Origin of the sequence: Clostridium sp. MCC344 (genome assembly GCF_018785365.1) — a bacterium.
GTDB lineage: Bacteria > Bacillota > Clostridia > Lachnospirales > Lachnospiraceae > Pilosibacter.
The window spans coordinates 92,334-108,759 of record NZ_WQPQ01000056.1 but is presented as its reverse complement, the minus strand read 5'-3'; the positions used below and the strand labels follow the sequence as shown (position 1 = coordinate 108,759).

At 51.0% G+C, this 16,426-nt stretch carries 14 protein-coding genes; 2 read left to right on the top strand and 12 right to left on the bottom strand.

What is annotated here, in order from left to right; all coding sequences use genetic code 11:
• Positions 1-119: 119 nt before the first annotated feature.
• Entirely contained in the window at positions 120-596 is a 477-nt protein-coding gene (locus tag GPK90_RS12530; RefSeq protein WP_118529387.1) for a hypothetical protein, read from the top strand.
• A 137-nt stretch (positions 597-733) separates the two neighbouring features.
• Positions 734-1,684: a substrate-binding periplasmic protein gene (locus GPK90_RS12525; protein WP_215703135.1), complete on the top strand. Its 951-nt coding sequence runs from the start codon at positions 734-736 to the stop codon at positions 1,682-1,684.
• Between the two features lie 167 nt (positions 1,685-1,851).
• Here the strand turns inward: GPK90_RS12525 and GPK90_RS12520 are convergent, their stop codons facing one another.
• From GPK90_RS12520 to GPK90_RS12465, 12 genes are all read right to left on the bottom strand, one after another.
• A complete protein-coding gene (locus GPK90_RS12520) occupies positions 1,852-2,721 on the bottom strand; it encodes a YitT family protein (protein WP_215703134.1) in 870 nt (289 codons plus the stop codon).
• 151 nt (positions 2,722-2,872) lie between these two features.
• Positions 2,873-4,126, bottom strand: coding sequence for a GTPase HflX (gene hflX, locus GPK90_RS12515; RefSeq protein WP_118529384.1), 1,254 nt, complete (start codon positions 4,124-4,126; stop codon positions 2,873-2,875).
• Between the two features lie 8 nt (positions 4,127-4,134).
• Entirely contained in the window at positions 4,135-4,956 is an 822-nt protein-coding gene (locus GPK90_RS12510) for a tetratricopeptide repeat protein (RefSeq protein ID WP_215703133.1), read from the bottom strand.
• A 143-nt stretch (positions 4,957-5,099) separates the two neighbouring features.
• Complete coding sequence (locus GPK90_RS12505) at positions 5,100-5,615, bottom strand: dCTP deaminase/dUTPase family protein (RefSeq protein WP_215703195.1); 516 nt, start codon at positions 5,613-5,615, stop codon at positions 5,100-5,102.
• A 334-nt stretch (positions 5,616-5,949) separates the two neighbouring features.
• Positions 5,950-6,918 (bottom strand): CPBP family intramembrane glutamic endopeptidase, encoded by a 969-nt coding sequence (locus tag GPK90_RS12500; RefSeq protein ID WP_215703132.1) that lies wholly within the window; start codon positions 6,916-6,918, stop codon positions 5,950-5,952.
• On the bottom strand, positions 6,908-8,914 hold the full coding sequence (htpG, locus tag GPK90_RS12495; protein WP_118529381.1) for a molecular chaperone HtpG: 2,007 nt from the start codon (positions 8,912-8,914) through the stop codon (positions 6,908-6,910). The genes GPK90_RS12500 and htpG overlap by 11 nt, the downstream gene beginning before the upstream one ends.
• A 330-nt stretch (positions 8,915-9,244) precedes the next feature.
• Positions 9,245-11,443: an RNA degradosome polyphosphate kinase gene (locus GPK90_RS12490; RefSeq protein ID WP_215703131.1), complete on the bottom strand. Its 2,199-nt coding sequence runs from the start codon at positions 11,441-11,443 to the stop codon at positions 9,245-9,247.
• A 129-nt stretch (positions 11,444-11,572) separates the two neighbouring features.
• A complete protein-coding gene (locus GPK90_RS12485) occupies positions 11,573-13,138 on the bottom strand; it encodes a Ppx/GppA phosphatase family protein (protein WP_215703130.1) in 1,566 nt (521 codons plus the stop codon).
• Positions 13,139-13,191: 53 nt separating this feature from the next.
• Positions 13,192-14,328: a prephenate dehydratase gene (gene pheA / locus GPK90_RS12480; protein WP_118298552.1), complete on the bottom strand. Its 1,137-nt coding sequence runs from the start codon at positions 14,326-14,328 to the stop codon at positions 13,192-13,194.
• 118 nt (positions 14,329-14,446) lie between these two features.
• Positions 14,447-15,187: a lysophospholipid acyltransferase family protein gene (locus GPK90_RS12475; RefSeq protein WP_215703129.1), complete on the bottom strand. Its 741-nt coding sequence runs from the start codon at positions 15,185-15,187 to the stop codon at positions 14,447-14,449.
• A 343-nt stretch (positions 15,188-15,530) separates the two neighbouring features.
• Positions 15,531-15,962: a putative ABC transporter permease gene (locus tag GPK90_RS12470; RefSeq protein ID WP_329751604.1), complete on the bottom strand. Its 432-nt coding sequence runs from the start codon at positions 15,960-15,962 to the stop codon at positions 15,531-15,533.
• A gap of 210 nt (positions 15,963-16,172) precedes the next feature.
• Positions 16,173-16,352 (bottom strand): DUF4250 domain-containing protein, encoded by a 180-nt coding sequence (locus GPK90_RS12465; protein ID WP_118604958.1) that lies wholly within the window; start codon positions 16,350-16,352, stop codon positions 16,173-16,175.
• Between the last annotated feature and the right edge of the window lie 74 nt (positions 16,353-16,426).

Here is a 16,426-nt window from a genome sequence, read left to right as displayed (position 1 = left end):
AAGTTTTTTGTCCAGCTTCCGGCCCATGCTCCGGGCCATGCAAAAGGAATGCCATGTATTTTTTCTCATCCGCTCTCATATGATTAATACAAACCATCCCCAAAAGGATCTATTATTCTATGAGTTCAAAAACAAAGATCATCGTCCTCAGGATGAAGGAGATCATCTACACGGCTCTTTTTATCGGCTTCGCCATCGTCCTCATCATGCTGTTTCTCTTTATGTTCCGCCCTAAAAAGGACAACATCTCCCATGATGCTCCTGATCAGGCATCGGAGAGCTCCTCACAGGCCGCTCCCGCCTCTGTTACATATGTTCCGGGACTTTATTCATCTCCCATCGTTTTAGGCAGCGAGAACGTCAATGTGGAGGTCGCTGTGGATCACACGGGGATCCGCTCCGTGTCCCTTGTCCCTTTAAGCGACTCCGTTGAGACTATGTATCCTCTAATGGCTCCTGCCATGGATCTCATCTCAGAACAGATCCTCGAAAACCAGAGTCTGGAAGGTCTGGAATACCCCGCCGGTTCCCAGTACACCTCCATGGCGCTCGTATCGGCGGTGAAAACGGCGCTCTCCAAGGCATCCGCGAAGTAGATCTCAAATTTTTTTTAATAACCCACTTGACAAATCTCTTTTCCTCCTGTATACTCTTCACCATGATAACAATTTACCACGCTAAATCGAAAGTTTATTAGCATACTGAATCAAGAGCATACAAGGAGGAACCATCCATGAAGAAATTCAATCAGCTTTTCATCTTAGGTACGTCACTTTTATTATCCGCTGCGGCACTCACCGGATGTTCCGGTTCCTCCGCGATGGGCGCTACGATCCCGCAGACAACGGCATCTGAGACAACAACTCCGCAGACAGACGCAGGTCTGGTAGCAGCAGAGACGACCGGTTCCGGCAATCGTTTAAACGACATTCTGGAGCGCGGATACATCGAGATCGCGACCGAGCCGTACTTCGCTCCGAACGAGTTCATCGATCCGACAAAGAGCGGAGATGACGCCTATGTCGGCTCCGATATCGAGCTTGCGAACTATATCGGCGAATCCCTCGGCGTTGAGGTCCGCATCAAACCGATGGACTTCACAAGCGTTCTCGGAAGCATCACGACCGGCAAATATGATCTCGCGATCTCCGCTCTGGCTTACACACCGGCAAGAGCTGAGACCATGAACCTCTCCAAAGGTTATTACTTCGGAGACGAAGATCCGCAGACTGCTTACGGTATCCTGGTCCGCAAGGAAGATGTCGACAGCATCAAATCCTTCAATGATCTCTCGGACAAGGTTGTCGTTGCACAGAACGGTTCCCTTCAGGAACAGTTCGTACAGGAACAGATCCCGAGCTATAAAAAATACAACCGTGTTTCTTCCACAAACGATGGTTTCCTGATGGTCCAGACCGGCAAAGCCGATGTCATGGTCGCTGCTCTCAGAATGGCAAGATTATATCTGGAATCCAACCCGGACAGCAACCTCGTGATCGTTCCGAACCTCTACTTTAAAGTTGATCCGGAGACACAGGGAACAAGAATCGGTATCCCGAAAGGGGAAGATGCCCTGACAGACAGGATCAACAAGATCATCGATGAAGTTGTTGATCAGAATCTCTACAATGAATGGTACGACGAGTATACGGAGTACGCTAAGAGCCTTGGCATTATCGAATAATTCGATCCTTTGATATAACCCCGCGGCCGCGGTCAGGCCGTACCCCTTCACCGGCGTCTTCCCCAGATGCCGGAAGTCATCTCATGAGAGTTCCCCCAGAACTCCCGTGACGAAAAAAGGCGATCCGCAAATTACCTGGCGGATCGTCTTTTTCGTTTCTTTATTTTTTACACTTCCCAGTCAGAATCAAGGAATCCTTCCCCGTAGACTTCCTGAGCCTCGGATACGATCATGAATGCGGTCGGATCGATCCCGTAGACGATCTTCTTCGCACGGTAGAACTGTTTTTTATCAAGCACGCAGATCACCGTCTCGCCTTCCTCTTCCCGGTAGGCACCGCGGCTCTTTAGCAGTGTGCAGCCGCGCTCCAGATTCCTCATCAGCTCCTTTGCGATCTCCCCGGATCTCGGGCTGATCACCGTGATCATCGTGCTCTTATTCATACCATAGAGGATCACATCGATCACATACGTTCCGACTACCATATTGATCAGTCCGTAAAGACCCGATTCAATATTCCGGAACACCGCCATGGACAGGAGAATGATCACGAGATCCGTAGCCATGACAGCCTTTCCGGTCTGCATGTGCGGGCGGAACTTCTGTAAAAGCTTCGCGGCGATATCGCCGCCACCCGTTGTGGAACCGCGCATAAATACGACCGCCAGGCTGATCCCCATGAGCACTCCGCCGAAAAGGCAGGACACCATCTTGTCCCCCGAATACACCGGGAAATACGGCGTCACCAGTCCATCAAGGATCACCGTCATGATCGCCACGGTTTTCAATGTCTTGATCGTCTTTTCCTTCCCCAGATAGATCCAGGACGCGATCAGAAGCGGGATGTTGATCAAAAATGTCAGTGTACCGATCGGCAGGCTCGTCAGACGGTTGAGCAGGATCGCCATACCGCTGGCGCCTCCCGGCGCGATATCAATGTTGTCGATAAAGCAGTGCAGCGCAACAGCCTGGATAAAACCGCCCGCCACATCTGCCAGAAAATCCAGGGCAAATTCTTTTCCCCGTGTCTTCCCCATAAGATTACCCCCTCATATCAAATGCTGCAAAGTCCGATTTTCCGGCATTCCCCACATGCCGGAGCGTGTCTGTCCGCCCTGTCAACGTTCTCTGTCTTCCGGCTTTCTGCCCGTCCGGACAGAAAGTTCCCGATGCTGACCGGCCGGTCCACTAGTCCTTATACAGCTCTTCAAACAGTTCCACAGGAACATATGCCTTCACATGGATCCCGTCGTCCTGGTATTCCTCCGAGAGAAGCTGTCCGCTCTTCCGGATCGTCTGGATCCGCCCGGCATTTTTGTATGCAAAGACCTTCTCAAAATAGATCCTGCGGTTTCTTAAGATCACGGCAAAAAGATCGAGCAGTTCCCCGATGCCCTCTCCTGTCTTTGCCGATAACCGTACCTTATAGTCCGCAGACATGTCCCGGCAGGCAGTGTCCGCATCCGGACGGTCCACCTTGTTGAACACGGTGATGATCTCTTTGTCCTTGATGTCCAGTCGGCGCAGCGTCTCGTAGACTACATGCATCTGCATGTCCATCTGCGGATTCGAGCAGTCCACCACATGGAGGATCACATCACAGTACCTCGCTTCTTCAAGCGTACTCTTGAATGCCTCGACAAGGTGATGCGGAAGCTTCCGGATAAATCCGACCGTATCCGTCAGAAGGACCTTCTCCCCACCCGGAAGCACAAGTGCTCTCGTCGTCGGATCCAGAGTTGCAAAGAGCTTATCCTCCGCCAGGATCCCGGCGCCGGTGAGCTTATTTAAGAGTGTGGACTTTCCTGCATTCGTATAGCCGACAATGGCCGCCGTCAGAGTTCCGCTTTGCTCTCTCTGTTTCCGAACCACATCCCTGTGGCGCTCCACATCCTGAAGCTCCGATTTTAACTGGCTGATCCGCTCATGGATCCGTCTGCGGTCCACCTCGAGTTTCGTCTCACCAGGCCCCCTCGTGCCGATTCCGCCGCCGAGTCTCGACAGAGAATTTCTGAGTCCGACAAGACGGACGGCACGGTATCTGAGCTGCGCCAGCTCGACCTGGATCTTTCCTTCCCTGGTCTTCGCGCGGGCCGCAAAGATATCAAGAATGATCATCGTCCGGTCCATGACCTTTGTGTCCAGGGCATCCTCCAGGTTTTTGAGCTGTGCCGGGGAGAGCTCATCGTCACAGACAACTCCGGTCGCTCCGCTCTCCCAGACCATCTCCTTCAGTTCCTGGATCTTTCCCTTTCCAAGGTAGGTTCCCGGATGGATATTTTCCCGGTTCTGGATCACGGTCCCGACGGTCTCCGCTCCCGCGGTCTTTACAAGCTCTTTCAGCTCCTCCACGGATTCTTCCGTGTCATCGGAGTCGTTCGTGCTGGCGGCAAACAGGATCACCCGCTCCTGCTGCTCACCGATCTCTATCAATTCTGCCATTCTTTCTCCTATCTCGTCACAAGAAACGCGATCTCATGATCCGCTTTCTCATCCTGTCCGTACTGTTCCTCATAGCTCCGGAACAGCTCCAGCGCTTTCTCATACTGCCCCAGGTACTCGTAACACACCGCCTGGTTGAAGGCGATCTCCTTCTTCGCCCTGTCATCGGAGAGTGCAAGTCCCGCTTCCCCGTGCTGCAGTGCTTCCTCGTAATCGCCTTTTTTCATCGCCGCCATCATCCAGCGGTTATAGACTTCCGTGCTGGAAAATCCTTCTTCCACCAGCGTCTGGTAGATCTCATCTGCCTTCGTCTCATCTCCGGCCGTCATATAAGCCGCCCCAAGAGCTTCCATCGCTTCAGCATAGCCGGCAGCTGCATGTTTTTCGTCCGCCTTTGTTCCGGACTCCAGACGGTTTTCAGCGCCTTCCGCATCGCCGGAATTTGCGAGACTCACCGCGCCCAGATAATAGTATTCCGCTCTCGGTTTATCCACCTTCACCAGCGTATCATATGTGTACGCCGCGGCACCGTAATCTCCCAGCATAAATTCTGCCTCACCGCGGTATTTTAATACATCGATCTCAAAGGATGAGACATGCTTTGTCTGATCGATCAGGCTGTCAAACTCCGCGACAGCGCCCTCATAATCGCCGTTCTCCATGAGAGCGATCCCGTTTTCCTTCCCCGCCTTCATCTCCTCTGTCACATGACCGCAGCCGGTAAGGAGAAAAAGCATGCCAGCGATGAGAAGAGCTGATTCGATATGCTTTCGAACTTTCGCATGGAACTGCCGGTCTTCACAGACGACCGCATCCGGTGCGTAGTTCAAATTCAGTACATCTTTTTTTGATTTTTCTCTTTTTTCTGATTTTCGATAATATTTATACATTTTCAATTATATGTTTAATTTTGTTCTTTCTGTGATACTTCTGATTCTTCATCCTCCGCGCCTTCGGAAATATGCTCTGTCTCCTACGCGCGTGTCGTACTTCCGAATCCACCGTTTCTCACTTCATCGGCCTCGTCATCCACCGTGATGCCGTACTCCACAAAAATTCCCTGGGAAAAACCGGTTCCGGCTTCCACTTCCACAATCTTTCCTTCACGGCTGTCGTTGGTGAGCTTCACCTGGATGTGGCCCTCGTTGTCGGATCCGTAGTAATCGCTGTCGATGATCCCGACGGTATTGTTTAACTGCAGGCGGAACTTAAATCCAAGTCCGCTTCTCGGATAGAGCTTTAACACCCAGCCATCGTCGATCCGTGCGCGGATCCCGGTAAGGATCTTTGTCATCTGACCAGGTTTCAGTGTGAATGCGGCCGGTGCGAAGAAATCATATCCGGCGGAACCTGCGGTCGCCCGTTTCGGGAGACGGATCCCGTCATAGATCTCCTTTATCATATCGTCTGTATCCTGCGGGTGTTCCCCCTGCCAGTCTTTTTTAAACTGCTCAAAGCTTACTTTTTCAAATTTCGCGATTCTCTGCATGTTGTCTCCTCTTACTCTCATTCTGACGCCCCGCTCTTCCTTTCCGGATCGGCGTGCGCTCCCGGATCATTTCTCCTGTCGGACCGTCCGGATGTCTCCCACTACTATACCAAGAGCCCGGTCCCATTTCAAGCATTTCAAACGAAAAATCCGGCAGAACATACCACGTTATCGCGGCAGTGTGTCCACTGCCCGCAGTATATTCTGCCGGATCAATCCGTCTGTGACGTACAAAATCATCTTAAACTCAGATTCTCCGCTGCTATTGCAGCTATCGTGATCGGCATTCGCCGTTCGCCATAAATCTGCAAGCAGTTTTCTGGCTCTCTTGCACTCATTTCATCATATACGACAGCATCTCCATCCCGAAAATGATCACATAGAAAAGAAATCCGGGATTCAGATACACATATTTTTTATACGATGTCGGCACTCCGTTCTGCTGCCCCATCTGCCACCAGTAACGGCGTCCGTCCCGGAAGAAGAAATAGATCCCTGCCGCAATGAGGAGCAGGACCATAAGAAAACTGGCAAACGAAAACGCCGCTGCCGCCCAGGAAAGCCCCAGCGCATAGAGCCCGTCCTCCACCATCACGAGCAGCATCGAAAACGAATTCACTGCCATATGGAGCAGGACATTGTAAAGGATCCGGTTCGTCCGCACCGCGAGATAACCGAGTACCAGTCCGATCACCACCGCATACAGGAACTGGTTCAGATTCCCATGCATCAGCCCGAACATGACCGCCGTGAATACGACCGCCGTCCGGTCTCCAAATCGTCTCGCTTTTCTTAACAGCACTCCCCTGAAGAGCAGTTCCTCCATAAACGGAGCCACCAGGCAGGTATAGATCACCATTCCCGGCGTCAGTGCATCCAGTGCGTCCATCACCGGGTTCATATCTCCAGCCGGAACACCGGTAAATATGGAAATAAACGAGTCAAGAAAGACTCCCAGGAAGTTAAAGATATAGCCGAGTCCCAGCGCCATGAACAGCGCAGAAACCCATACTTCCGCCGAAAGTTTCTGGGCCGGTCTCCGGTCTGACCGCAGAAACCAGGTCATCGGGATCACCGCAAGGAACGGAAGTCCGATGCTGAAGACATACTGCACGAGGACTCCGGTCCACGGGGACGAAAAGAGCCCGGAGAGCAGACGACCCCCGCCGCTCTCCAGGCTGAACACCCAGTGCTGCACCATGAGATAGAACGCACTGCCCAGGTACTGAAGACCTGAGCAGGCACACATGGCCAGACATAAAACTGTAAATGTGATCAGAAAATCTCTTCTCTTATGCACCATATTCTTCCTTCATGATCTCACTGCTTCTCGCAATGAACTTTGTCATACGCTCCGGAGAAAGACTTCCGTGAGCAAGTTTCGCAAGGTCATAGAGCTGTTCGCAGAGCATCGGTGTCTTCTCTCCGTCCTTGTTGGCAAGAACGTATTTTACAAGACCGTTGTTTGCGTTGATGACTAATGTCTCCTCAGCCGGGAACATATCGGAACCGCCGCCGTACATGCTGTACATCTTCATCATATCCTGCATTCTTCGGCTCTCCTCGGAGACTGTGATCATGGAAGCGAGACCTTCATTTTTCAGCTTCTCGACTTTCACGTTCAGCTTGTCGTTTCCGATCGCCTTCTTAAATACCTCAGCGAGAGTCTCGGCGTCCTTCTTCTCCTGCTCCTTCGCGGCCTCATCGGTCTCCTCCGTCTCTTTGAATGTCTCGTTGACATCCGCATCGATACGCAGGAACTTTAAGCCCTCATTCTTCTGCTCCACATGCTGCATGAACGGGGAATCGATCGGGTTCGGAAGGATCACAGCGTCGATCCCGGCTTCCTTGAACATGTTGATGTACTGGCTCTGCTCTTTCTCGTCCGTTACATAGAAGATCTTGTTCTCGTGTTTCTCCTTGTTCTCCTCAAGGCAGTCAGCGAGTGTCAGATATTTGCCGTCCAGGTTCTTATAGAGGATGTAATCTTTCATCTTCTCATCGAACTTCTCGTCCTTTAAGCAGCCGAATTTGATGAACGGATTGATATCATCCCAGTATTTCTCGTAGTTCTCGCGATCTGTCTTGCACATGCCGGAGAGCTTATCAGCAACTTTCTTTGTAATGTAATCGGAGATCTTCTTTACAAATCCATCGTTCTGAAGAGCACTTCTGGATACGTTGAGCGGAAGATCCGGGCAGTCGATCACGCCTTTTAACAGCATCAGGAATTCCGGAATAACTTCTTTGATGTTATCCGCGATGAATACCTGGTTGTTGTAGAGTTTGATCTTTCCTTCGATGCTCTCGTACTCCATGTTGATCTTCGGGAAGTAGAGGATTCCTTTTAAGTTGAACGGATAGTCCATATTCAGATGGATCCAGAATAACGGCTCCTTGAAGTCCTGGAATACCTTGCGGTAGAACTCCTTGTACTCCTCATCGGTGCACTCGTTCGGATGCTTGTTCCAGAGCGGGTTCGTATCATTGACCGGAACTGGGCGTCTTGCGATCTTATATTTCTCTTTCGCAGGGCTCACCTCAACAGTCTCCTTCGATCCGTCCTCTTTTTCCTTCTCCTCGGTCTTTGCCGGCTCAACGATCGTCTCGATGATCGTATCCTTGTCGGTCAGTTCCTCTTTCTCGATCGTATCGTACTGCGGCTCAGCAGTCTCATCGTTTAAGTAGATCTCGACCGGCATAAATGCACAGTACTTGTCGAGGATCTCTCTTGCGCGGTACTCATTCGCAAACTCAGCGCTGTCCTCATTTAAGTACAGGGTGATCAGGGTTCCGTGGCCTTCCTTAGTGCCTTCCTTCATATCAAACTCGGTACCGCCCTCAGACTCCCAGTGGACCGGTTTTGCGTCCTTCTTGTAGGATAAGGTATCGATCGTTACTTTATCCGCTACCATAAATGAGGAATAGAAACCGAGTCCGAAATGACCGATGATCTGGTCTTCATTCGCTTTATCCTTGTACTTGTTCAGGAAATCCTGGGCGCCGGAGAAAGCGATCTGGTTGATATACTCGTCAACCTCATCCTCTGTCATACCGAGACCGTTATCTTCGATCTTGATCGTCTTTTCCTTCGGATTTACAGTAACCTGGACTTTATACGTTTCATCGTCCGGGGTCTCATACTCGCCCATCAGAGCCAGTTTCTTTAATTTTGTGATGGCATCGCAGCCATTGCTGACTAACTCACGATAAAAGATATCATGATCGGAATACAGCCATTTTTTGATGATCGGGAATATATTCTCACTGTTGATTGAAAGACTTCCGCTTTTTGCCATGTTAAACCACTCCTTATTTCCATTCGCGCGTCGGGGGACGATCTGTATTGCCGCCCGCCGGACCGCTGTTTTTTATTTTCTCTGTAACCGTTCCATTCTTAAACAGCTACTTTTTTCTTCTTTCAGGACAGCCGGTATCGCCCCGGATCTCCGGGATTTTTAACAGCTGTTCGATTCAACATGACATATTTTAATACCAGAAAATCAAAATGTCAATAAAATTAGCACTCATTTTTGATGAGTGCTAATAAAAATTTTATAAACTTTTTGATTTTTCTCTGTCAGTCACGGAGCTGCACTTCTGCTGCCGGCTTTACAGCCGCTCGCGGATCAGTTTTCACTCTCGATCGGAATAAACACGCGGGCCTGTTCGTCCTGCTGTTTTTTCTTCCGCTCCTCTTTCGCAGCATTGACTGCCATCTCGCAGAGTGCCATCTGGGAGCCGACCGGAAGTTTTCCTCGGCGATCCGGCTTTTCATATGTCCCGTCCGGCTGAAGCACATGGGCCTTTAAGTTGTCCTCCAGCTCCAGCTCCATATATCTGCGAATCCTGTCTTTGAGTTCCTCTCTCAATACCGGGAACATAATCTCGACACGGCGGTCCAGGTTTCTCGGCATCCAGTCGGCACTTCCCATGTAGATCTCTTCACTTCCGTCGTTCTCAAAGATAAAGATCCTCGCATGTTCGAGGAATTCTCCGACGATCGAGCGGACCTCAATGTTCTCGGAAAGTTCCGGGATCCCCGCCTTCAGACAGCAGATGCCGCGGACAACCAGGCGGATCTTCACCCCTGCGCAGGACGCCTCATACAGCGCGGCGATGATCTCCTTGTCACAGAGGGAATTCATCTTCGCGATGATCGATGCCGGCTTTCCGTCTTTTGCATGCTTCGTCTCCCGGTTGATCAGATGCAGGAATTTCGTTCTGAGCCACAGCGGGGCAACCGAAAGCATGTTCCAGTTTAACGGCTCGGAATATCCGGAGAGCATGTTGAAGACCGCAGTCGCATCCTCTCCGATCATCGGATTGCAGGTCATGATTCCGCAGTCTGTGTAAAGTTTTGCAGTGGAATCGTTGTAGTTTCCGGTTCCAAGATGGACATATCTCCGGATCCCGTCTTCCTCCCTGCGGACCACGAGTGTGATCTTTGAGTGCGTCTTTAAGCCGACGAGTCCGTAAATAACATGACATCCGGCTTTTTCCAGCTTTTTCGCCCAGATGATGTTGTTCTCCTCGTCAAATCTCGCCTTCAGCTCGACGAGAACCGATACCTGCTTTCCGTTCTCGGCTGCCGCCGCCAGAGCCGCGATGATCGGGGAGTTGCCGCTGACACGGTATAACGTCTGCTTGATCGCCAGAACTTCCGGATCCTTTGCCGCGCTCCGCACGAAGTCCACGACAGGATCAAAAGTCTCATACGGATGCATCAGAAGGATATCGCCCTTCCGGATGTTCGTAAAGATATCATCGTCATTCATCAGAGCCGGGACCGGCTGCGGCGTATATTTCGGGGTCTTTAAGTGGTCGTACCCGTCAAGCCCGTACATTTTCATCAGGACCGTCAGGTCGAGCGCACCCGGGATCTCAAAGATGTCTTCCTCGTTGACCTCCAGCTCTCTCTTTAAGATCTTTAAAAGTCTCTGGTCCGCCTTGTCCTCGATCTCCAGACGGATGACTTCGCCCCACTGTCTGCGCTTTAACTGCTTTTCGATCTCCTCGAGAAGATCCACAGCTTCCTCCTCGTCCAGGGAGAAATCGGCGTTTCTCATGATACGGAACGGATGGGACGTCACGATATCATAGTTTAAGAACAGCTGCTGCATGTTCCGCTCGATGATCTCCTCCAGGAAGATCACATTCCGCATCTCACGGTTGTTCTCATCGGTCGTCACCGGGAGGCTGATGATCCTCGGAAGGACAGCCGGGACCTGCACCATCGCGAACTCCAGCTCCTTGCCGCCCTCTTTTTTCTTTAAGAGCGCCGCAATATTCAGGGACTTGTTTCTGACAAGCGGAAACGGTCTTGAGGAATCCACCGCCATCGGCGTCAGGACCGGATAGACCTCCTCACGGAAATAGCGGTCCACAAATTCGCCCTGCTCCGGGGTCAGGTCCTCGTGATTCTCGATGAGGTTCAGTCCGATGCTCCGAAGAGCCGGGAGCAGCGACCGGTTATATGTGTTGTACTGCTGAGTGACAAGCTCATGGGTCCGCACACTGATCTTTTCCAGCTGCTCCGACGCGGTCATCCCCGCGATATCCGGCTTTTTATATCCCGCATGGACCATATCCTTTAAGGATGCGACCCGGACCATGAAAAACTCATCCAGGTTCGATGCCGTGATGCTTAAGAATTTCAGCCGGTCAAAGAGCGGTGTCGTCTTATCTCTTGCCTCTTCGAGAACACGGCAGTCAAATTCCAGCCAGCTGAGTTCTCGGTTTACATAATTTTTCGGATCATTGAAGCGTGCCGGATCCTGCTCCTTCCGTTCTTTCTGAGCATTCCCCTTTTTTAACTCTTTTTTCATTTCTCTGCCTTCCTGTATCCGGCCGGTCCACGGTTCACGCTGTGCGCAGACGAAAACCGGCTCCGGACACCCTTTCACATCCTGAATTCATCGTGTTTCGCAGCAATATCCCTGTCTGCACTCCGGCATCTAGCTGTATTTTTTATGCCGCAGGACCGGCCGGATCCCGAAGATCTCCTCGAAGAATGCCGCCTTCTGTTCAAAGGATACCGCCTCCAGCGTGATATCGCCCGGATAATCCGTCGTGATCATGAGCTTTCCATCTTTTACTGCCATCTTGCAGTCCGCAAGTTTGTCCCCGTGGCCGCGGTCCATGGAATTTGCCAGACGCAGGATCGCCGTCAGCTTCGCGATCAGGAGCATGACCTCATTCTGCCCGCCGAAGCTGTCTGTCACAGCGTCCAGCTCGGTCTCCATCCGGACCATGTTGTAATCGAAATCCCGGATGTTGTAGCGGACCACATTTGCGATGATCTCACGTTCCAGGTGCGAGATCCCGATGATCTCCGTCGACATGATGATATTGTAGGCGCACTCGTTGGAGTTGCGGACGCTGATAAATTTTCCGCAGGCGTGGATCAGCACGGCAATCTGTAACAGAAGCCGCTCTCTCTGCCCCATTCCATGGTATCTCCGCATCGTGTCAAAGATCTGGAGCACATATTTTTCCACTGTCTCCGTATGACGGCTCATGCACTGGTAGCGCTTCGCCATCGTGCGCGAGGTGCTGATGATGTCATTGTCAAAATTGTGCCGGAATTTCAAGAGTTTCTTGTCCGCCGCGTACTCGGCCGCGATCCCGTCGCAGAGGCGGATCCCCGGGATCCAGATCATCTCCGCTCCTGTCATCTCAAGGAACTTTTTATAGATCACCACGCACGGAAGAAGCAGAGATGCATACTCCCGGCTCACACCGAATGCCTCCTCGATCTGTGTCTCATTCATCGTGACAAGGCGCGCATAGAACTCGTCAAAGCGCTCTCTCGTGACTCTGCGGAGCGGTTTTCCGTGATCCTCATACCGGAACAGATAGAGGATATTTTCTCCGATCCCGATCAGATGTTTGATCTTCTTATCCTTCAGGTACATCTTTTTATAGTTTTCCAGCTCATTGTCCACCATCTCTCCGATGAGATCCCGGTACTGCTCCACCGTCGTATTGACGTCCTGAAGAGTGCCGCGGATCCTCAAAACACCGAGCGGCAGATTTTCCGTGGTCACAAGAAGGTTCTTGTCGAAAAGCGAGATCTGCATGCTTCCAAATCCCACATCCACGATCGCGGTCCCCTGCTGGATATTCTCATCAAACTCATCATCCGAGACGGCGATCGCCTTGTATCCCAGGAATCGCTGCTCCGAGTTGCTGATGATACGGACCTGGATGCCGGTGCGGACGCGGATCTGATCGAGAACGATCCGGTTGTTTCTCGCCTCACGCATCGCACTCGTCGCATAGGCACGGTATTCCGTGACCTTGTAGGATTTCATGATCCCGGCAAACCCCGCAAGTACATCGCAGAGCTCTTCCACCATCTCATAGCTGATCTTTCCGTTGTTGTAAGTATCGCTCCCAAGCGCCGTGACATGGCGGATATGGTCCAGTTTCCGGATCCTGTTCCTGTTTGAGATCTCATAGATCCCCATCTCAACCTCAAACGATCCCACATCGATGGCTGCAAATGTAAGGGCTGCCATAGCTTTTCCTCCTCTTATAAGAATCGGTCCGGAAAATACCGGACCGTCTTTCATCAATAATTTCCTAAAATTCTCATGACGGAAGCTTCCGCCGCGATCCCCGTCAGGGCGTTGCGGACTCCCGCGTCGCTTAAATTTCCTTCAAAATCCACGAAGAAACGATATTCAAAGCTCTTCTCCGGGATCGGTCTGGACTCGATCATCATCATATTGACATTGTTGAAGATGAAGTTTCCGAGAATGTTGTAAAGAGATCCGCTCTTGTGCGGGATCTCAAACGCCACACTGATCTTTCCGGCTTTCTTTGCGTAGACCGGCTCTTTCCCGAGGATCAGGAAGCGTGTCGTATTTCCCTTTACGTTATTGACCTCCTCCGCGAGGACCTCCATTCCGTAGAGTTCCCCCGCAGTGCGGCTCGCAACAGCTGCCTGGGACGGATCCTGCTCCTCCATGACCTTCTTCGCGGCAACGGCTGTGTTTAAGACTGCGATCTGTTTCCATTCCTTATGGGCGGAGAGGAAATCAGAGCTCTGGGCCAGCGCCTGGGCGTGGGAATAGACTGTCTTGATATCGGAGAGCTTTGCACCCGGAACGCCGAGAAGCATGTGGGCAACCGGAACATAGATCTCGCCTACTATGTAATTCTTATATTTTAAGAGCAGGTCATAATTGTTGATCACGAAACCGGCCGTGGAATTTTCGATCGGGAGTACCGCGTAATCGGCGCGTCCTTCCTCGACCTCCTTCATGGTATCTTCAAACTCCGGAACATGGTAGAGATCCGCATCCTCACCAAAGTATGCTTTGGCCGCTGCATGGCTGTATGCGCCCTCAACGCCCTGGAATACGATCCGTTTTCCTTTTTTGGCGATCTCTTCTACCTCGGAAAAACCAGTATCCATTCCCATTCCATGGGCGGATAACAGACCATACTGATACCGGCGGCTGATCGACATCAGCTGGGAGAAGATCTCCTTCACTGCCTCTCTGTTAAAATCGCTGTGCGCCAGATCCTGGACTGCCGCGATCTTCTGCGCCTCTCTCGTTGCATCATAAACGGCTTTTCCCGTTCCGATCTTATATTCTGCAACATCTCCGCAGACGGACATGCGCTCTTCAAACAGGCGGACGATCTCTTTATCGATCACATCCAGCTTGTCCCTGCATTCTTTTAAGTCAAGATTCTTCATGTATTTCTATTGCCTCTACTTTCTGTCATTTTACAGCACGCGGACCCTTTTTTCCTTAAACGTGATCCGCTCTTTTTCTTCCGGAATTTGTGAAGTGATCGACCGGTATGGTCTTTTATCACTTTTCTTCCTGCATCTCCTTCAGCATCCCGATCAGCACATTTCTCGTATATGCACCCGGATGTTTCCTGTCTTCCGGATCCAGCTCTTTAATATTGATCGGTTTTCCGTAATAAACGGTGATATGGGACGGAGTGATGAACGGAAAATGCTTTTCCAGAACTTCCGCAGTACCTGTCATCGCCACCGGGATCACCGGACAGCCGGATTTTTCCGCGATCTTCAGGCTTCCCTCTTTAAACGGAAGAAGCTCCGTGATATCTTCGTTCGTATTTCTCGTTCCTTCCGGGAAGATCCAGATGGAGATACCATTTTTCACCTTCTCGATCCCCTGAAGGATCGTCTTTAAACCTTCCTTGATATTTTTTCTGTCCAGGAAGAGACAGTTCACGTTGACCATCCAGGTTCTGAGGATCGGGATCTTCTCCATCTCCTTTTTCGCCACAAATCCGAGCAGCGTCGGAACCGTCGTATAACCGGTCAGAATGTCAAAATAGCTTCTGTGGTTTCCCACATAGAGGACTGCTGTGTCCTTTGGAATATTCTCCTCACCCTTTACGGTGATCGTCACACCCGCAAGCTTTAACAGACACCGGAACACTGCCCGGACAACCCAGATCGACTCCAGATCTCTCGCATGCGGATCTTTTTTTCCAAGTGAAACCTGGGCCACCAGGAACGGATAACTGACGATCAGAAATCCGACCAGAACGACCAGGACCATAATCAATCGAATCATAAGTACAAACCTCCCTTGTCTGATCACAGCCGTCATTTTCCGCGGCTGTCTCTTGTTTCTTACTCTTTTCTGTCTTTTGCGCGCCCCGGAAATTCCGCGGACGTTCACACAGAACGGCGTGTGTTCCGGGTCACATTCCCGGGCACATTCTTTTATCCGGGACTCCCTTTTTTTCGTACACTTTAAAGAGTTACTGTGTTGAGGTTCATATAGATTTATTATACCGAATATGACCTTCATTTGCAACTCAAATACAGGTGAAATCCATCTCAAATCCATCTCAAATTGTAACTGTTCCGTACACTTCGGCCGGTGCTGAACGTGTGCCACTGGCACACAGCCACTACGGCAACGGGCTTTTTGTCTTCCGGCCTGTCAGATACTCAAACAGGAGACCGGTCCCGAACCAGAACGGAGCGAAGTCCAGGCGGATCACCCCGTTGATCTGAAGCATTCTTCCGGTATAGTCCCATGGGCAGATCCCGAATCTTCTTAAAAGTGATCCGGTGAGATACTCCGTCAGAAAGATCAGCACCATATCAAGGATCCCATGGCGAATGATCCAGTCCCGCACAGAGATTTCCCCGAAATCCCCGATCCACGCGTCCACTCCTCTTCCGATCGGTCCAAGCAGCACTCCCAACCCATAGATCGGAAACATGTAGAGGGATGTTCTTCCCATCATTTTCCAGTCCCCGGCCGCAAGACTCTCCGCGGATGTGAGCAGGATCTCGAGTCCCCATCCGGTCAGCCCGCAGATGATAAAATTCTCCACATATTTTCTCCGGATCCCTGCCCGGGATCTCCCTATTTTTTTCGGTTTTCTCCGGCATTTCTGATTCCATTTATTCATGGAATCAGTATTGGTGATTTAAAGATGGACTATGCAGATTGTCTGTTGCTTTTCACAGGCAGAATTTTCCGGAGTGAAAGTTTGCCGATGCTGACGCTTTTCCCGCCTGCGGTTCATCTTCCTGCTGGTTTCTCACACATACTGGTTTTTCGCGCTGTCATATGCGTAATCGATCGACGCCATCGCCTCGTCCACCGTCTTCCGGTCCAGATCGAGAGCCCGGCAGAGCTCATCCATGTCCGGATAAAAGTCCCGCAGCTGGGTGTTCAGGTAACTCAAGAGCATCACGGGATCTTTTGGAATATTTGCCATCTGACTCTTCTCCTTCCTTTACTTTCTGATTCCTCCTGTGTTATACTATAACCCATATGTGAGATGATTGCAAA